This is a genomic window from Shewanella sp. Pdp11, assembly GCF_002838165.1.
GTDB classification, from domain to species: Bacteria; Pseudomonadota; Gammaproteobacteria; order Enterobacterales; family Shewanellaceae; genus Shewanella; species Shewanella hafniensis.
Genome location: NZ_CP015194.1, coordinates 1,911,257 through 1,930,855, shown reverse-complemented (window position 1 = coordinate 1,930,855; position 19,599 = coordinate 1,911,257). Strand labels below are relative to the sequence as shown.

Below are 19,599 nucleotides of genomic sequence, written 5' to 3'. Positions count from 1 at the left end.
CCTAATTTAGATCGGTAAACAAAGCCCTAACGAGTTAACACTTCATGGATAATCTCAAATTTGGGTTCTTTACCACTTGGCCATGTAGGTTTCTTTATGGGGTTTTCAAAGGTGGTCAGCCAAATATCAAGGTCACTGGAACCAGACAAACAACCCATAAACGCAAAATACATTCCACTATTTATCATGTCACGGGCAAACTGAATAGCGTCTTCAAGAGTACCCTCTTCCCAAGTATGTGTGAACGTTTCATCATCCCATACCCATTTAATGGGGACTCCAGTTTCATCACAAGCGAAGAACCTTACATTTCGATAACCTTTACTTGCTGTATTTAGAGAATTAATAAAACTTTCTCTGGTGTTATCGAATCTTTTTTTAAACTCTTCAATATCTAGATCTTTGCTAATAAAGTTCTTCATACTTGCCCTAGAGATAAATACTACCAACGGTATGACATAACCACACACAAAAATTCTATCCAATGAGCCCAGTGACGGATGTCGTTTAGCTCTGTTAGAAGCTGATTATGCCAAAGATTGGTATTCATTGCTGCCATTATGAAACAACCTAATTTCGATACATTTTATTTCTTTTTTAGAGGAAATTAATTGCTCCACCAACCAAATATAACCGATTTCATATAGCTTATTTTGTAGGGAGAACAAATCATCTTCTGGCATATTGCCTATATCAACATTCAATAATTGATACCAATTAAAGGCTTTAAATTCAGAAGCATACTCAAATTCACATACTGCGGTTAAAAACCATGCGCCATTCATCATAGAGGCTATATCGACAAAAAAATCGCAATATGCCTCACCTTGATTTTTACAAGAAATCGCATATTCCCTAACAAGTTCCATAAAATCGGATTTGTAACTATCGAGAGCTTTACTGACGATTTCCCCAAACTCTTCTACATTGTGCGTACTTGCCTTCTTATTCAATGCTCTAAGCACCCTATAATATCATAAATAACTTACAACCCTTTTCACACTATGACTAAATGCATTAATGGTAATGTTTGAAAGCCACAAATTTATAAGCGATAACTTACGATATTTATGAAGCTGATAAGAATGGAAGTAAATTGAGATATTAATGGGAGTGTTTAAAGTCAATATTCTATCGGGTATGAGTGAGTAACATGATTACGAATCAAGAATGCAATATTTTATCTACAGCAGAAGATACAGATTTTACAAGTAAAATCTGGCTTAGAAAAATGGGGACGGCTTGAGCTCCAAAAAATAAAAAACCTCTTTCTATGTAATATGAAAAGAGGTTTTAGTATTGAGCGAAAGTGGCTCCTTCTTTTATATAGACAAAAAAGAGCGGTTATAAAAACAGAACGCTTATAGCACGATCCAAGTCGCTTTCAGTTCTGTGTATTTGTCGAAGGAGTGCAGAGATTTATCTCGGCCATTACCTGACTGTTTATAGCCACCGAACGGCGCTGTCATATCGCCGCCATCGTAATGGTTGATCCACACCATGCCAGCGCGCAAGGCTTTAGCGGTTTTATGGGCCTTGCTAATATCCGATGTCCACACGCCAGCGGCTAAACCGTAGATGGTATCGTTGGCGATTGATATCGCTTCTTCCATGCCATTAAATTCAATGACAGATAACACTGGGCCAAAGATCTCTTCGCTGGCAATCTTCATCTGGTTGTTTACGTTAGAGAATACCGTTGGCTGCACATATACACCGCCCGTATCGGCCATGACTTGGCTGCCACCGTGGACTAAGGTTGCACCTTCATCTTTACCCGCTTTGATGTAACTGAGTACGGTGTCTAACTGTTGTTTATCGACAACGGCGCCGCTCACAGTGGCAGGGTCGAGTGGATGACCCGGATGCCATGAGGCTAACTCCTCTGCGATAAGCGCGATAAGCTCATCTTTCACCCCTGATTCCACCAGCAAACGCGAACCTGCGGTGCAAACTTCACCTTGGTTAAAGGCAATGGCTTCGGCCGCAGCAACGGCAGCGGCTTTCAGATCTGGCGCGTCATTAAAGACGATATTGGGGCTCTTGCCTCCGGCCTCTAACCACACGCGTTTCATGTTCGATTCGCCAGCGTAAATCATTAATTGCTTGGCAATTTTTGTCGAACCTGTGAACACCAGCGTATCCACATCCATATGTAATGCTAAGGCTTTACCTACGGTATGGCCAAATCCTGGCAACACGTTTAATACGCCTTGGGGGATCCCGGCTTCAATGGCGAGTTGTGCCATGCGGATAGCCGTTAAGGGTGACTTTTCAGAGGGTTTTAATACCACACTGTTACCCGTGGCAAGTGCAGGCCCGAGCTTCCAACACGCCATCAGCATAGGGAAGTTCCACGGCACAATCGCAGCGACAACACCGACAGGTTCACGGGTGATCATGCCAATTTCATTGTGAGCGGTTGGTGCAAGTTCATCGTAAATTTTATCAATCGCTTCGCCAGACCAGCGAATCGCACGGGCAGCGCCCGCCACATCCACTGCTTTGGAGAAACGAATCGGTTTACCCATGTCGAGGGTTTCTAACAATGCGAGTTCATTGGCATTTTCTTCGAGTAATTCGGCGAAACGTATCATCACTTGTTTGCGCTTTACTGGAGACTGCTGCGACCAAACACCGGAATCGAATACGCTGCGGCCATTGGCAACCGCAAGATTGGCATCCGCAAGATCGCAACTCGCCACTTTTACTAGCAAGCGGCCATCGATAGGGCTAATACAATCAAAGGTGTTACCCGAAACGGCATCTTGGTATTCGCCATTGATAAACGCCTTCCCATTAATAGACAGGCTGGCAGCAAGACTTTCCCATTCGCTGCGTTTCTTCGGTGTACTCATGATGACCTCTTAATAGTTCGCATAGGTGTGGTTTATCGTTCATCGACAAGAAATAGTGGTCTGTGACGACATTAGCGCAAATGCGACACATCATCACAGTCGTAATCCGAGCTTCAGATTACGCTGTTTGAGCAATAAAATTCAATATTTTTTACAAAAATAGCTTTTTTGCCACAAATAACTGCACACAGCTCTTCCATGTTCATTATTTCTAACATAGCATAGCAAATATTAGCCACCCTAAAACAAGACCTGAAAATACAGGACAAGGTAGACACTATGGCCGATTTGCCGCTCAATTCCTCAAGTGATGCTTCACATCAATCTTCAACTGAGCACCCCTCACTTGAACATTTCTGGATGCCTTTTACCGCCAACCGCCAATTCAAAGCCAACCCGCGGTTACTCACCAAAGCGGAAGGCATGTATTACACAGATATTGATGGCAATAAGGTATTAGATGCTACCGCAGGTTTATGGTGTTGTAACGCAGGCCATGGTCGCAAAGAAATCAGCGAAGCTGTCAGCAAACAAATTAAAGAGATGGACTACGCGCCCTCCTTTCAGATGGGTCACCCCATTGCCTTTGAACTTGCCGAGCGCTTAGTCGAGCTCAGTCCTGAAGGATTAAACAAAGTCTTCTTTACTAACTCAGGTTCTGAGTCCGTCGATACTGCGCTTAAGATGGCACTTTGCTATCACAGAGCCAACGGTCAAGCCTCACGCACCCGCTTTATCGGGCGTGAAATGGGTTACCACGGTGTCGGCTTTGGCGGCATATCTGTGGGTGGCTTAAGCAATAATCGCAAGGCATTTAGCGGCCAATTACTGCAAGGCGTCGATCACTTACCCCACACCTTAGATATCCAAAATGCGGCATTTACCCGTGGACTCTCACACTTTGGCGCTGAAAAAGCCGAAGTATTAGAACAGCTTGTTACCCTGCATGGCGCCGAGAATATTGCCGCCGTAATCGTTGAACCAATGTCGGGTTCAGCAGGGGTGATATTGCCGCCACAAGGTTACTTAAAACGTCTGCGTGAAATCACTAAAAAGCACGGCATCCTATTGATTTTTGACGAAGTCATCACTGCTTTTGGCCGTGTTGGCGCCGCTTTTGCGAGTCAACGTTGGGGCGTTATCCCAGATATAATCACCACGGCTAAAGCCATCAATAACGGTGCGATTCCTATGGGCGCTGTGTTCGTGCAAGATTTTATCCACGACACTTGCATGCAAGGCCCCAATGAACTGATTGAGTTCTTTCACGGCTACACCTATTCCGGTCATCCAGTGGCTGCGGCTGCGGCGCTTGCCACCCTATCGATTTATGAAAATGAGCAATTATTCGAGCGCAGCTTTGAGCTTGAGCGCTACTTTGAAGACGCAGTGCACAGCCTCAAAGGGTTGCCGAATGTGATTGATATTCGCAACACAGGGCTAGTCGCTGGGATTCAATTCTCCCCTAACGCTCAAGGCGCCGGTAAACGGGGTTACGGCGTGTTTGAACACTGCTTCCGCCACGGCACTTTAGTGCGCGCCACGGGCGACATTATTGCCATGTCACCGCCACTGATTGTCGATAAACGCGAAATTGACCAAATGGTTAATAGCCTAAGCGATGCCATTAACGCCGTTGGATAATAACGCCAGCGGTTCGTTCCACTCTCACATTTAACACCCCGCTTCGGCGGGGCACATCAAAGGTTAACTATGCTCAAGATCACTCACTTTGTTAATGGTCAGCACACCCCTGCCAGTACCAGAACCCAAGATATTTTTGAACCCGCCACGGGTGAACTACGTGGCCAGGTCTCACTGGCAAGCGAAACTGAAGTCGGTGAAGCCATCGCAATCGCTAAAACCGCCTTTGAAACCTGGTCGCAGGTGACACCACTCAACCGCGCTCGAGTGCTATTTAAATTCAAAGCCTTAGTCGAGCAGCACCTAGATGAAATGGCGCAACTTATCACCCGCGAGCACGGTAAAGTGATCGACGATGCTAAGGGCGAGTTGATCCGTGGTCTCGAAGTGGTCGAGTTTGCCTGTGGTATTCCGCACTTGCTTAAAGGTGAACACACCCAGCAAGTCGGTGGCGGGGTCGATTCTTGGTCAGTTAATCAAGCTTTAGGTGTTGTCGCAGGCATAGCGCCCTTTAACTTCCCCGTGATGGTTCCCATGTGGATGTTCCCAATCGCGATTGCCTGCGGTAACACCTTTATTATGAAACCCTCAGAAAAAGACCCAAGCTCGGTGATGCGTATTGCCGAGCTGCTTAAAGAAGCGGGTCTTCCCGATGGCGTGTTTAACGTGATTAACGGCGACAAAGAAGCCGTCGATACCTTACTCACCCATAAAGATGTGCAAGCGGTGAGCTTTGTGGGCTCAACGCCGATTGCCGAATACATCTATAGCACAGCCTCTAAACATGGCAAACGCGTGCAAGCCTTAGGCGGCGCGAAAAACCATATGTTACTTATGCCAGATGCGGATTTAGATCAAGCCGTTAGCGCCTTAATGGGCGCAGCCTACGGCAGTGCTGGTGAGCGTTGTATGGCGATTTCTGTCGTACTCGCGGTAGGCGATGTGGGCGATGCGTTAGTGGAAAAACTGCTACCGCAAATCCAAAGCTTAAAAGTCGGCAACGGCCTAACGCCAGAGATGGAAATGGGTCCGCTGATCTCCAAACAGCACCTTGCCAAGGTCACCCAATATGTTGAAGCCGGTGTACAAGAAGGCGCAGCGCTGCTGGTCGATGGCCGTAAATTGAGTGTTGAAGAAAATCCACGGGGCTATTTCCTCGGCGCCTGTTTGTTCGACCACGTCACGCCTGAAATGAGCATCTACCGCGAAGAAATCTTTGGCCCAGTGCTGGCGATTGTGCGCGTGAAAGATTATCCAACGGCGCTTGAGCTGATTAACCAACACGAATTTGGCAATGGCACGGCGATTTTCACCCAAAGTGGTGAAGCGGCAAGGCATTTCTGTCACCACGTACAAGTCGGTATGGTTGGAGTGAACGTACCTATCCCGGTACCGATGGCGTTCCACAGTTTTGGCGGTTGGAAGCGATCACTCTTTGGGCCGCTGCACATGCATGGTCCAGATGGCGTGCGTTTTTATACCAAACGTAAGGCAATTACTGCCCGCTGGCCCGTGGGTAAACAGACTCAAGCCGAGTTTGTAATGCCTACGATGAAATAGCCGAATGTCAGCTCAACAAGGAAATCGCAAATGACTGTGAGTATCAACGCCATTATTCGCTTTGCTACGGCGCAAACAGCCGTCCAAACCTATCAGTTACCGACGGAAAAGTTGTTAGCAGGCAATCCAACTCAAGGATTAGAGAATCATTATTCTAGCCCTTGTGATCAATTTCACAGTGGAATTTGGCAAAGTGAATCAGGCGCTTGGAAAATAAACTACACTGAATACGAGTACTGCGAAATCCTCGAAGGGATAAGTGTTATCACAGATCTTCAAGGTCAATCGTAGACGTTCACTGTGGGCGACAGGTTTATTATACCCGCGGGTTTTCAAGGCACTTGGGAAGTCGTGGAACCCTGCCGCAAGGTTTACGTCATTTTCGAACAAAAATGAGATCAACGAGGCTGATGTTAGCCTCAAACAAGCTAAGTTATCTTAGCAATACTCGCCATGAGGTCACAGCAACGGGTTTTCCTAGGCTGTTGTTTGGCACACCAACGGATGCACTGGCACGATTGAATAACCATGGCCGCCAGTAACACGTCCGAGTCAACAAAGAAAATGGGAGAAATACCGTGTATAACAATCTGAATAAAAAACGGCTGGTACAGCTTGTCGGACTCGCGCTAACCACGACCCTATTCTCCGGCATGGCCGCCGCCGAAGTAACAGGGGAAATTAGTCTCACTAACGACTATCGTTTTCGCGGCGTATCACAAACCGCTGGCGATCCTGCCCTGCAAGGCGGTATCGATTGGAGCTTCGACTCGGGTTTCTCTGTCGGCGCTTGGGCAAGTAACGTGGACTTTGATGAGCCAGGCTATAACGGCCCTGCCATCGAATACGATTTCTATGTCGCCTATGGCGGTGAGATCAACGAAGATCTGACCTATGACATTACCCTTAACCGTTATAACTACTCTGGCGAGAGTGACATAGGCTACTTTGAAGTCACGGCTGGTATGGATTTTAAAGGCTTTCGCGCCGCTTACTGGTACACCAATGACTATGGCGGCACTGATTTAGACTATCACTACGCTGAGCTTAACTATTCCTATGAATTTGTTGAGAATTGGAGCCTCGATCTGCACTACGGCTATAACGTGGGTGATGCATTAGATGACGGTGAAGGTTTTGATAGCTACTCAGATTACTCTGTTGGCGTATCGACTGAACTATCAGGTTTTGGGCTTTCTCTCGCTTGGTTAGGCACAGATCTTAGCGGCGATCAAAAGGTCTCTGATGGTGTATTTAAAAACTCAGATACCGTACTTGCGAGCGTAAGTTACGCGTTCTAATTTGGCCTTAGTATAAAGTTCACAAGAACCGCTTAGATAAGACACAAAGAAGCCCTCATCATCGAGGGCTTCTTTTTAGCAACTCAAGCTTACTTGTCTACCAACTACGCATCTTATGACCTTTTACCGCGTAGAACAGAATGAACAGATAACAGGGCAACATCACCATATAACCGCCCTGCATACCCATATCTGTCGCCGAACTCATTAAGCCCCAAGACACAGGACCAAAGGCGCCACCTGCAATCCCCATGATAAGCAGCGCAGAACCTGTGCTGGTCAATTTACCCATACCAGACAAGGCTAACGGCCATACTGCAGGCCAAACAATTGCATTGGCTAAACCAAGGAAGGCAATCATCAACAGGGTGTCTGGCAACGCAACGCCACCAAAAGGCACTAACACAACATTCGCGATAGCGTAGGAGTTATTGTCGCCGAACAAAATACCGCATGTCAGCAGCAAACCTAAAATGGCCGACACCATCAAGGCCTTAGGCTGTGAAATAAAGCGAGGAATTAATAGGATACCGAGCGTGTAACCTAGCACCATACACACCATAGTATAGGAGGTCATCACCCCGTAATGTTCAACCCCGAGTGATAGCGCAAAAGTGCCGATAGTGTCACCAGCGATCACTTCCACCGCTACATACACAAACAGCGCCAGCACGCCAAAGGCTAAGTTAGGGTGTGACAGTGCCGCTTTAAGTTGGCCTTTATCGGTATTTTCAGCCACTTCATCTTCATTGGATAATTCTGGTAATGGGGATTTTTTTACCGCTAGCGCTAAAATTCCGATAAAAATCGCCATGCCTAAATAAGGGAATACTAGGCCGTCGGCCATTTCTTCAATTTGAATTTGAGTCAGCTCAGTACCAATACGGTCTTTAAAACTGTCTAAAATCAGTGCAGAGAACACCAAAGGCGCAATCACACCCGCACCTTTATTCAAAATACCCATCACACTCACACGGGCGGCCGCAGATTCTTCAGGCCCCAAACGCACCACATAAGGGTTAACCGCAGTTTGTAATAGGGTTTGGCCTGCGCCCATCACTAATTGGGCGAAAAGGAATAGGGCAAATATTTGTGTTTCCGCAGCAGGGATAAACAGTAAGCCCGCCAACATCATCACACCCATGCCTATCGCCATACCATTCTTATAGCCGACTTTGCGAATAAGCCAAGCGGATGGCAAGGCAGTAAAGGTCACTGCAATGTAGAAAGAAAACAGGATCAACGACGCTTGAAAGGGATTCAGTTGCAATATTTGTTTCAAATAAGGCATCAAAGAACCATTCAACCAAGTGGCGAATCCGAGGATGAAAAAGAGAGCGGCCACTATGGCCATGGGGAGAAAGCTGCTTTTCTGCTGGCTTTTATCGAGTGTCATTTCCATAAACCTGCTTCTTATAGTAATTAATTATTTAGGTGATAACGGGGTTTAAATTAATGCCTAAGTTCCCGAATATCCGTATCGCGACTCGTCCGCAATGGCTAATGTTATCATCCAAACGCACCATTGTTTCAGTGATGTTAAAACAAATAACACAAAAAGACAACGCTGTCATTTAATAAATTATCGCGAATATTCCCTCGTAATCATCGATTGGCCAACTGATAAGTTATAAGTAAGTGATGACTTACATCCAGAAAATAATGTAAAAAAAGCCGCAGACACTGAGTGTGTGCGGCTCAAGCTATTAAGCAAACAGATTAAATTCTGACAAAAATATTGCGGCGATACATCCAATATAACACCAGCCACTGCACCGCAAGTAAGCTGACAACCGCAGCTAACGCTTGAGCGCTTTCAGGCAAGGCCATCACTAAGCCGCCAAATACGCTTTGGGCGATATATTTCCAATCCACTAAGCTCGACGCTAAGTAAATAATGATGGCGTTCGTGCCTATCACCACAAAGAAAAATGCGGCTTTTTGCCACTTAAGCACATCGACTAAGGCATAGAATACCGCCAGCAGTATCATGCTCCAGCCCGACGTTACCAGCACAAATGAACTAGTCCACAGCTCTTTATTGACGGGAATGACAAGATCCAACAGCCAACCTAAGGCTAAGCAAACGCCACCCGCAGCGGTGAGCAATCCCACTTTAGCCCACTCACCTTTAGGATGGGATTTAACAATAAAGTGGCCGACAAACACACCCGCTAACGCATTGACTATGGCGGGGATGGTCGACAGTAAACCTTCAGGATCGGGCGTGCGCCCCTGATAGCTCACGCCGGGCAATAAAATCGAATCGACATAGGCATTGATGGATTGCGTTGGCGAGAGCACGCCCGCCTGTCCACCTGAGAAAGGCAACCAAAGTTGCATTGCGCCATAACCGAGTAAGATGCCCAAAGCGACGATAATTTGGGTTCGTAGACTCGTATGCCACACCAATAATGCGGCAAATAACCATGCAAAGGCGATGCGGCCTAACACACTGGCATAGCGAATTTTTTCAGGATCGGCAGGCGCGCCCGTACCCCAACCGTGATTGTATAAAATGCCCAGTAGCAACAATAAGAAGAGTCGTTTAATCCCATGCCGATACACAGGTAACCGCTCACTCAAGGATAATTTATCTAAACGTTTGGGAGATAAACCTAAAGCCACACCTGAGAGGAAAATAAACAGCGGGAAGATTAAATCGTAAAACCGAAAGCCATGCCATTGGCTATGGTGCATTTGCTCATCGCCCCATTGCCAACCTGCCCAGCCCGTTAAAATAAGCAAGCCACCAAACAGGGCCTCACCGCCCAAAATCCAAAACATATCGAAGCCGCGCAGTGCATCCAGCGACATCAACCTAGGTTTATTCACCTTTACAGGCTCAATTGCGTTTGTCTGTGTCGTCCCCATGCCATCATCCTTTATTATTGTTATTAAAAGCTTTTAGTAAAGTTGAGCCAAACTAATGCTGTACAATAAAAAAACTTAGCCCCTGTCATCAAAATACGACAAGGGCCAAGGTTAACGCTTTGCTGACTCAACGCACACTAAGGGCGAACATAAACTGCATTTCCAGCAATATAGTTTGCCTGCACTTTGTTGTGCGCATCGAGCAAGACAAAATCAGCCCTGAGTCCCTGTGCTAAACGGCCAGCTTTATGGTCAATCCCGAGGAACTGAGCGGGATAAAACGCCGCCATTTTCAAGGCTTCCGCCAAAGGCAAACCCAACAAGTTGACGGTATTATTGACCGCAGTCGCCATATCGAGCACACAGCCCGCCAGCTCACCGGTCACGGCATTTAATCTGTCGCCGACTCTCAGCACTTGCGTACCGAAGAGCTCGAAGCTAGTCTCACCGTCCATACCCACAGGCGGCATAGCATCGGTGACTAACATCATTTTGCCCCTAGGTTTTGCCCGTAGTGCGACCTTTGCCGCCGCGGGATGCACATGGTGACCATCGACAATCAAACCACACCACGCGGTTTCACTCTCAATCGCCGCGCCAACCATGCCAGGCTCACGGGAACCGAGTGGTGACATCGCATTATAAAGATGGGTAAAGCCCGTCGCGCCTGCCGCTAATGCCGCAACCACAGTATCGTAGTCAGCATTAGAATGACCCAAACACACCTTAACGCCCGAGGCGACAAGCGTGCGGATCACCTCTGTTGACACATTCTCAGGCGCAAGCGTGACGACTTTAATCCCTAAGTCTTGACGACAAAATACCGCGAGTTCAGCATCGGTTATTTCGCGAATAAAACCCTGCGGATGCACACCTTTTTTAGGCACAGATAAATGTGGCCCTTCAAAATGCACCCCTAAAACACCAGCGCTACCTTTGACTAAAGCCTCGGCTACGGCATCGGCCGCATTGGCCATCACGCTGACATCATCGGTGATAAGCGTAGGTAAAAATCCCGTCGTGCCAAAACGCGCATGGGCACGGCCGATAGTTTCAATGCAATTAACACTTGGATCGGCATTGAATAACGCCCCGCCGCCGCCGTTCACTTGTACATCGATAAAACCCGGTACCAGCGTTCCGGCTTGGCGGATTTCCTTCGCGCCAACAACCGTATCAAACGCCAGAATGTGCCCGTCTTCAACAGTCACAGGCACATCTTGATGGAAATATTCACCATCAAAAATACGCTCAGCGATCAAGGTGATTTTCATCACAAACCTCTTTCAATAAATAACACGAGTGACTTAAGTCTTTAATTTCGGCAGCTTAGAGCGTTTGCGTCACTTTTTTAAGGCCCGCCGGTTGGTCAGGGTCAATACCGCGGGCAATCGCAACTGCAGCCACATCGATATAGAATCGTTGTAATAACGCTAACGGAGCAACACGAGGGTGAATGTCGGTCGAGGTTTGATTCAGATGCACTAAATCGGCGCCGCGTTGGCTCACGTTTTCAATCTGTTCGATGTGGCTAGCGTAGGATTCATCGCCAATGCACACATCAACGATAGTGAGTTTTTTCTCAACTAAGGTCACAGGACCGTGGAGGAATTCGGCGCTACTGAATGCTTCAGCATGGATTGAGCACACTTCTTTCAGTTTAAGCGCGATTTCCTTAGATACCGCATAACCTAAACCACGGCCGAGTACGACTAAGTTCTTCACGTCGGCAACGGATTCTGGCGTGAGTTGTGGCTCAGCGTCCACCGCCGTTTGCAGCGCTTGGGGTAAAGAAGCGACGGCGCTAGCAAGCGATTCGCTTTGAGTCCAAGCGGCGGCAAGTTGTAAAATCGCCGACAAGGTCGCGAGGTAACTCTTAGTCGCGGCAACGGCTTTTTCTTCGCCGGCGCGTAAAGGTACAACCACATCGACAATATCTTTAATCGGTGCGGTTTCATCATTGACTAAGGCAACACAGAAAGCGCCGGCATTTTTTGCCATACGCGCCTGCGCCAAAATATCAGGGCTACGGCCAGATTGTGAAATCACAATCACTAAACCGCCTTCGAGTTTCAAGGTCTTACCATACACACTCGCCACTGATGGTGCGGCGGCAAACGTCGGTACACCCGCTTCGATTTCAAATAAGTACTTAGCGAACACACCCGCATGATCCGATGAACCACGACCAACGATCATTACAAAACGGGGATCGAAGGCGCGCAGTTTTTCACCTAACTGCTGCATGATTTCAGCGTTAGCTTCTAACTGACCAGCGATTTTTTGCGGTGCGGTGCGAGCTTCTTGCTCCATAATAGTGTTTGTCATGTCTTTTACCTTCACGTTCAAATACAGGATTTGGCTTCAGTGCCTATTGCACTGACAACGACTTATTAAATTCTTGCTGGGCGAAATACATAGCACCGAGTTCGGGTGGGGCTAAGGTTTCTGAAATTTTGGCAACCACATCGGCACCGAGCCAGGCTTGTAAAGGCTCTGCAAGGCCACCGATCATCGAAAAACGCACCGGATTTAGGCTAAATAACTTACGCGCCATGTCGCTAATATAATCCGCGCCTTCTTGCACTATGGCCGTCGCGACTGCGTCACCTTCATTGGCGCAATCAAGCACGCTTCTGGCTAATGCGGCGTAGCAACTTGATGATTTACCCGCTAGATTTTCGACAATGCCGAGCGCATCTGTGACGTTAAAATAATTAAGCAGCATATCGGTTAATCGGGTTGGTACGGCAAAACCATCGAGTGCTAACAACACGTGTTCGGCGGCTTTTAATCCCAGCCAAGCACCGCTGCCCTTGTCACCCAATGCAAAACCATAACCACCAATACTCAAGCTGGTATCACCAACATGGGCATAACCGCAAGAACCTGTGCCCGTGATGATCACTGCGCCATCGGCACCGCGGTGGGCACCAATACAAGCCGTATGTAAATCTGTAGTGACATACATGGCCGCAAAAGGATGCTGCCAGTTGATAACATCTTGATATAACCTAGGGACATTTACGCCAGCAAGACCAAGACCCGCCACTAGCAAGTGACTATCGCTCTCGTTCATGCCCGCATCCAGCAACGCCAGGCGAGTCGATGCTTCAATGGATTCAAATGTTTGTGTGAGACCATGCAGTGGATTTGCGCGTCCAGCAACACCTGTCCCTAAAACGGTACCGTCTGCGCAGTAGATGGTGGCGCGACATTTACTGCCGCCGCCATCTACACCTATAAACAGTTGTTGATCTTTTGTCTGGACTAACCCCATGACACCCCTCTTCACCTATCAATGCAGCGCTACCGTTGCTTATTATTTGCCGTTAATACAGCGCTCAACTTTAGTTAACTCAATGTTACAGCAAAAATGACAGCGTTGTCATTTACTTTTTTAAGTGATTTATGATCTAAAATCAAATTTAGGAAATCACCGACACAGAAAAACAAAAAGGCTGTATTTTATCTTTAAAATACAGCCAGATATAAAAACCAATTTAGTTAATGATTAAGCTTCTGCCTTTACGAATACCATCGGCAGCAATGGCGCGGATCTCAATCGGTGCAGTAACCGCCTGCCCCGCTCGATAAGCTTGCCATTGGCCATTGAGGCTTCGGTATTCAAGCTTGAGCCCAGGATATGCGATACTGGCAAACAGCTTGCCCTCACGGATCTCGGCGCCGACCGTCGGTACGCGGTAATCAATCCCCGCTTTATCTAACTTGATAAATTCTTTATGGCCTAAGGTATTCGCGAGTTGTTGCCACTCCTTTGCCTGTGCATCACGCATGGCTAAAGTAAAAGCACCCGAGCTTTGATTATATACAGCGCCTTGATATTGATAAGGTACTTCCCATGACGCTTGATGCCAAGCACGCTCGGCCAACATCAACAAACGCGGGAACACCATATATTCAATTGTATCGTCACTGCGAATCGACTCACTCCAAATCTGCCCTTGCAAGCCAGTAAAAGGTTTGCCTTTCTCCCTCGGGCCCGAGACTTTGTTACCCGCCTCATCGAGTTTTATTCTGTCGTCCGCTTCGAACGGCTGATTTTCAATATCGGTCCATTGCTCGGCATTGGCTGCTAAGTTATCAGGCATAAAGCTAAAGACTTTATGGCTGTTGGTCGCGCGGCTCGCCCAGTAATAACCATGCTCCTTAGGATCGGCCTCATAGGGGAAATCAAAGTACAGCACCTCAGGATTAGAGAGCACGGTTTCCCAACCAAGATTCGCCTGCTGATTGGCGCGCTCATGACCTTTATGGGCAATCACATCCCAAATATTAGACTGCACTTTAGCGGGCATATTCTCAGGGCGAACATGGCTCATGCCATCGCTCCACCCTGCAGCTTCAATGCCTTTTGCCGCTAACATAGTCGAAATTCGTTCAATAAAATAAGCGCCTAAGTCATCTATCGACTTAACGCCTTTATCGTTATTGGCGACAAATGCTAAACACTGGGGTGATTGTTTCCAAGCTCCCGCCGTTTCATCGGCACCAATGTGGTAACGCGTCAATGGTTGACCCGCGGCTTGGTGTAACTTGGCAATTTCATCAATCACTTTATCGACAAAGTGATAAGTCGATTCCATGCATACGTTAAGCGTGTTGTCGTCGTAATATTGCACTGAAGAATAAACTGTCTTGTCGTTTGCATCGGATAACAAATATTGCTCAGCTGCAGTGGTTTTCCCTTCAGCTTGCAATTGACGAGCGCCCGCATCTAACGCTTTTACCGCTGTGCTAGCTTGATTTGCCGTTTCCTGCACAGGGACAACCTGCACTTTGCCCGTATTTTTAAGCTCTACGTCTTCAGCCTGTAATCGACGAAAACGCGCATCCATCGCTTTAATCGCGGCGCGGCTATGACCCGGCATATCCATCGATGGGATCACTTGAATTTGACGCGCCTCGGCATATTTCACTATGTCGATATAGTCTTGTTTAGTATAGAAACCATTAACGCTCGACTCCGCAAAAGGACCACTGCCCAGTTGCGGTAACAGACAGGTATTTTCAGTAAGATCATGACAACGTTTACTACCGATGTCGGTCAGCTCAGGTAGCCCGTCGATTTCGAGTCGCCAACCTTCATCGTCAGCCATGTGTAAATGCAGTTTATTGAGCTTATAAGCCGCCATTTGGTCGAGCAAATCCAGCAACAATTGTTTGCTGTGGAAATTACGTGCCACATCAATGTGCATACCACGGAAAGGATAACGTGGGCTGTCTTCAATGGTCATGGCATTCACTTTCAGCGAATTCACATCCACAAGGCTTGCTAATGATGACAAACCGTAAGAGAAGCCCGCCGCATCATTGGCCGCGATCACAATTTCAGCTGGCTGAATATCTAAGCGATAACTGCCCTCATCCCCTTTTTGGCTGGCAAATTTCAGCGTAATGCCACTCGCAGATTCAGCCACACCTAGGCGAGCTAAACGTGCCACCGCCGCCGCAACTTGACGCTTTTGCTCTGGGTTATCTTGCTGATATTCAAGCTTAATACCATCAGAAAGGGATACTGGTGTATCAGTTGAATGAACCTTCACCTTCTGTGGCGTTGGGATAATGGTATCCACAGCCAAGGCGGCATCTTCACTCACGCTTTGATTGGCTTTAAATAATTGCGCGGCATCGGCTGGCGCGAGTTTATCCGTTTCAGTGCGTTGATATTGGGTTTTAACATTCGTAACCCCTTCAACATACGGACGCGTCTCTAAGCCCGTTTCAGCATCTTTACCCACTTGAGTACTGGCGATAATGACGGGTTCTAATCCTTTTGCTGCGAGGTAATAGTTTGGCATAGCGTCGGTTTCAGCCAATTGCCACAGCTCACCACGGAATGTCAGTTGCTTTTTCTCGCCCTTAACAAATCCCTTAAAAGCAGCCGTTGGCGTAATACGATGTAAATCGCCTTTAACGTGCGTTATCGTTAATTCACCGCTTTCAACCGATTGCACTGGACGCATTTGGCTTAAATAAATTTCCCAATCTTGGCTGGCTAAATCCATACCAGGCACGAAATCAATTTGAGCGACAAAACAGCGACCATCGGCTTTATCTTTTAGGCACTTATCATCTGGCACATTGGTCACAACACGGTAAGTTACGTCTAACGAATCCCCAAGTTGTTGTAACTGCGCTTGAGTTAATGCGTCCTGAGCTTGCTGTGTTTGAGCCACAGCCGTATTGGCTGAGGCTGTGGAAGGCACCACAGGCGCCTCGGAACAGGCCGTTAATCCTAAAGCCAGTAAAATGGCGCTTGCTGAGAGTGTTTTATTCATGATTATCCTTATCTAGCTCCAGAAATGGCTACAATCTGAAGGAAGTTACTAACGTCCGCAGTCTTTCCCCTTGGTGAAACAGTCGCTCGCTCGAGTGCGCTAAGTGCTCGCTATCGAGTGACGCTGAACCTGAGACATTGGCAAGATCATTTAACGTACGAGAAATCGCTTCGGTGACGCAGGTTTGCTCCTGTGCCGCATGGGAAACTTCGATGTTCATATTACTGATATTTGAGACTAAATCAGTCACTTTAGTGAGTACTAACTTAATTTCTTCCGAGCGGTTCACGCCCTGAGCTGAGAGGGCTTGGCTCGCTTGCATCACAGTGACCGTTTCTGCCACTCGGCTCTGAACCTGCTGGATCATTTTCTGTATTTCACCTGTAGCCTGTTGAGTACGGCTCGCCAAGGTGCGCACTTCGTCGGCCACCACAGCAAACCCGCGCCCTTGTTCACCCGCCCTTGCCGCTTCAATCGCAGCATTAAGCGCCAGTAAGTTGGTTTGTTCGGCAATGCTGTTGATCACCACGACCACTTCATCAATCTTTTGGGTTTCTTGCTGTAGCTGTGAAACGGACAGTGCCGAGCGGGCTAATTCAGATGCCAGTTTACGAGTGATGTCTAATCCCGAATCGAACTGCCGCTGACTGTCATCGACCGCTTTATCGGCCTGACTCGCCGCGTCCGCGGTGCGTTTCGCATTAATGGCGACTTCGTTAGCACTGGCGCTCAGCTGAGTAACCGCCGTCACTGCGGCCTCGGTTTCTTTTAGTTGGGTTTGCACGCGATCATTATTCGTTTGCGACAGCGACCCCAGCGCTTTGGCATCGCCCAGTAATTGCCCTGAGGTTTCGTGCACTTTGGAAATCGTGCCGTGGATTTGCTCTACAAAACCATTAAATGCCTTAGCAAGCTGACCAATCTCATCTTGACTCTCAACCGGTAATCTGTGGCTTAAATCACCGTCACCGCTGGCAATTTCTTCCATGGCGCGAACAATATTCTCCAGTGGATTAATCACTAAACGTTTAAGAATAATGAAGATCACAAATAAACTACCACCAAGAATTAACAACGCCTGCAAGAAATAACCTAAGAGTAAATCTGACAACTGAGCGCGAATGGGCAACATAGAAAACTGAATGGCCAATTGGCCCGTAGGGTTACCTTGGTCAGCAAAGTGAATTTCACGTTTTACCAGATACTCATCGGCCACAGTTTGAGCCTGTTGACTCTCGGCGAGCACTTTACCGCGATGGTCGCTCACGACAATATGATAAATCTGCGCAGATTTAAGCATCACAGATAACACGGCTTGGATTTGTTCGTAATCGTAGGTGAAGATGGGCTGCGCCATAGTGACTTGCAAATTGGCGACGGTATTGTTTTCAAACTCAGTTTCACTGGCGGCCAATTTATCGCTCGCCAACCAGTAAGATACGCCGAACAACACGCTGACTATCATAAAAATCGCTGCTGCTAATCCAATTTGTACTTTTAAGGCTAATGTTTTCATTATTTTGCACCTTGCATACTAAAGAGATCTAACCATAATTCTTTACGTTCTATTGGCGTTAACGGGCTTAAATCCGGCGTATCGAGGCGGATAATGACCCTCTGTTCAAACTTAGCCTCGCGGTACAGTTGTTCAATTTTTAGCTCGCGATTGAACATCTCATCAAAAGAGCCGTCGCTGACCATACTTTCAAGCCCGGCTAAAATGGCCGCCGCGAGTTCGGGGCGCTTAGGGGACACAAAGAAATAAGCTGGCGAGCGATATTGCAGCAGAATATGACTATCGACCTTAAGTGCGGGATCGGGGTGGTTTGCGAGTTCTTCACCAATTTCCTGGGCGCCGAGGGCGAGATAATCAAAACGCCCACCTTCTAGCATGGGGTATAGATTAGTGTACTGATAACTCGTCACGACGGGCAATCCATTGGCCCCTAAAATAGTGGCATCGGGCCAATAACGATTTTGCCCCGCCTTTAACTGCCTAAAATCCGCCATGGTTTTCACCTTGGAGAATCGCGTTTCATCCGCTTTGCGGATAATCAGCAGTCGATTACCGAGTAATCCTTTAAACAATGGAATGCGCACGGGAAGCACAGTTTCTTCTAATTCTTTTGAGGTCATGCTCCAAAACACATCGACTGTCCCAGCGAGTGCTTCTTCGACCTTACGTTTTTGATTCATCTGAGTCGACATTTGCTGTACTTGGTAATCGCTATCCGAACGGCGCAGTGCTTCCTTAAGTAAATTTAACTGCCAAGTCTGTTGTATGGTGGTGACGATTGTTTTTGAAATCGGTTGCCGAGTGTTAGAAGCATCAGACTTAATGGCGTCAGAGTAAGATTTAGAATTTGAGTTTGAGTTTGAGTTTGAGTTTGAGTTTGAGTTTGAGTTTGAGTTTGAGTTTGAGTTTGCAGCGAAATGACTTGAGACGGTATCGGCGGCAAAGACAGTGAAGGAGGCGGCCGTCGAAACACTCGTCAATGCCAGGATGAAAGATGACAAGCAAACAGCTCGTTGAGTGATAATGAGTACGGACGTTAGTGTAAAAACAGGACGAATGACACTCGTCATGCCCGTTGCAATGACGCGCATCGCAGCCGTTAAATGAATCGCCATAAATTGCAGCCTCTTTTTATTATCTGGTTTTTACCAGAGAGTTTTATTGATCTATGCCGCTAACGTTCAAATGCTGAGGTAGGCATTTAAATCATATTGTAAAAACACCCTAAAAAAATGGCTGGGCACTGCTTACAGTACCCAGCCCACGCTAGTTTCTGGGGAGAGACTATCAAAATATCAAAGACAAACGTATCGCCGCCCGACAGCAATACTCCTGCCAAACACATGAAAAGGAGACCTCATCCTCTCATGCAGACCTTACAAACAACGTATCACACAAGCAGATGACAGCGTTGTCATTGTTAAAATACACAAGAAAAAACAGGATTTCTACATTTTTTTGACAATTATTGTTATTTTTTATGAATAGACATATTTAGTCATTATTATTCAATGATTTAAAATGTTTAATTTATTTACTCAAGC

14 protein-coding genes and 1 pseudogene are annotated in these 19,599 nt (G+C 47.1%); 4 read left to right on the top strand and 11 right to left on the bottom strand.

The window, feature by feature from the left end; genetic code table 11:
- Positions 1–26: 26 nt before the first annotated feature.
- The 3 genes from AYJ58_RS08535 to AYJ58_RS08525 all read right to left on the bottom strand — a co-directional run bounded on the left by AYJ58_RS08535 (position 27) and on the right by AYJ58_RS08525 (position 2,858).
- Positions 27–422: a hypothetical protein gene (locus AYJ58_RS08535; RefSeq protein ID WP_106649765.1), complete on the bottom strand. Its 396-nt coding sequence runs from the start codon at positions 420–422 to the stop codon at positions 27–29.
- Between the two features lie 105 nt (positions 423–527).
- Positions 528–953 carry a hypothetical protein gene (locus AYJ58_RS08530; protein WP_106651784.1) on the bottom strand — a complete coding sequence of 142 codons (426 nt, stop codon included), beginning with the start codon at positions 951–953 and terminating at the stop codon, positions 528–530.
- 408 nt (positions 954–1,361) lie between these two features.
- Entirely contained in the window at positions 1,362–2,858 is a 1,497-nt protein-coding gene (locus AYJ58_RS08525) for an aldehyde dehydrogenase (RefSeq protein WP_106649764.1), read from the bottom strand.
- 279 nt (positions 2,859–3,137) lie between these two features.
- Here AYJ58_RS08525 and AYJ58_RS08520 point away from each other — a divergent pair, with 279 nt between their 5' ends.
- From AYJ58_RS08520 to AYJ58_RS08505, 4 genes and pseudogenes are all read left to right on the top strand, one after another.
- A complete protein-coding gene (locus tag AYJ58_RS08520) occupies positions 3,138–4,502 on the top strand; it encodes an aspartate aminotransferase family protein (RefSeq protein ID WP_012196777.1) in 1,365 nt (454 codons plus the stop codon).
- A gap of 69 nt (positions 4,503–4,571) precedes the next feature.
- Positions 4,572–6,062 (top strand): CoA-acylating methylmalonate-semialdehyde dehydrogenase, encoded by a 1,491-nt coding sequence (locus AYJ58_RS08515; RefSeq protein ID WP_106649763.1) that lies wholly within the window; start codon positions 4,572–4,574, stop codon positions 6,060–6,062.
- Positions 6,063–6,092: 30 nt separating this feature from the next.
- A pseudogene (locus tag AYJ58_RS08510) lies at positions 6,093–6,458 on the top strand (cupin domain-containing protein).
- A 182-nt stretch (positions 6,459–6,640) separates the two neighbouring features.
- Positions 6,641–7,363: a TorF family putative porin gene (locus AYJ58_RS08505; RefSeq protein ID WP_006080670.1), complete on the top strand. Its 723-nt coding sequence runs from the start codon at positions 6,641–6,643 to the stop codon at positions 7,361–7,363.
- Positions 7,364–7,460: 97 nt separating this feature from the next.
- Here the strand turns inward: AYJ58_RS08505 and nagP are convergent, their stop codons facing one another.
- From nagP to AYJ58_RS08465, 8 genes are all read right to left on the bottom strand, one after another.
- Positions 7,461–8,759 carry an N-acetylglucosamine MFS transporter NagP gene (gene nagP, locus AYJ58_RS08500; RefSeq protein WP_106651783.1) on the bottom strand — a complete coding sequence of 433 codons (1,299 nt, stop codon included), beginning with the start codon at positions 8,757–8,759 and terminating at the stop codon, positions 7,461–7,463.
- 323 nt (positions 8,760–9,082) lie between these two features.
- The gene (gene nagX / locus AYJ58_RS08495) at positions 9,083–10,237 is read right to left on the bottom strand and encodes a transmembrane glucosamine N-acetyltransferase NagX (protein WP_106649762.1); all 1,155 of its coding nucleotides are present in this window, start codon (positions 10,235–10,237) and stop codon (positions 9,083–9,085) included.
- A gap of 137 nt (positions 10,238–10,374) precedes the next feature.
- Complete coding sequence (gene nagA, locus AYJ58_RS08490; RefSeq protein WP_106649761.1) at positions 10,375–11,511, bottom strand: N-acetylglucosamine-6-phosphate deacetylase; 1,137 nt, start codon at positions 11,509–11,511, stop codon at positions 10,375–10,377.
- Positions 11,512–11,566: 55 nt separating this feature from the next.
- Positions 11,567–12,565, bottom strand: a complete 999-nt coding sequence (nagB-II, locus tag AYJ58_RS08485; RefSeq protein WP_106649760.1) for a glucosamine-6-phosphate deaminase NagB-II — start codon at positions 12,563–12,565, stop codon at positions 11,567–11,569.
- A 43-nt stretch (positions 12,566–12,608) separates the two neighbouring features.
- The gene (gene nagK, locus AYJ58_RS08480; protein WP_106649759.1) at positions 12,609–13,517 is read right to left on the bottom strand and encodes an N-acetylglucosamine kinase; all 909 of its coding nucleotides are present in this window, start codon (positions 13,515–13,517) and stop codon (positions 12,609–12,611) included.
- 223 nt (positions 13,518–13,740) lie between these two features.
- Positions 13,741–16,539 carry a family 20 glycosylhydrolase gene (locus AYJ58_RS08475; protein WP_106649758.1) on the bottom strand — a complete coding sequence of 933 codons (2,799 nt, stop codon included), beginning with the start codon at positions 16,537–16,539 and terminating at the stop codon, positions 13,741–13,743.
- 28 nt (positions 16,540–16,567) lie between these two features.
- Positions 16,568–18,055: a methyl-accepting chemotaxis protein gene (locus tag AYJ58_RS08470; protein ID WP_106649757.1), complete on the bottom strand. Its 1,488-nt coding sequence runs from the start codon at positions 18,053–18,055 to the stop codon at positions 16,568–16,570.
- Positions 18,055–19,170 carry a substrate-binding periplasmic protein gene (locus tag AYJ58_RS08465; RefSeq protein WP_106649756.1) on the bottom strand — a complete coding sequence of 372 codons (1,116 nt, stop codon included), beginning with the start codon at positions 19,168–19,170 and terminating at the stop codon, positions 18,055–18,057. The genes AYJ58_RS08470 and AYJ58_RS08465 overlap by 1 nt, the downstream gene beginning before the upstream one ends.
- Positions 19,171–19,599: the final 429 nt, after the last annotated feature.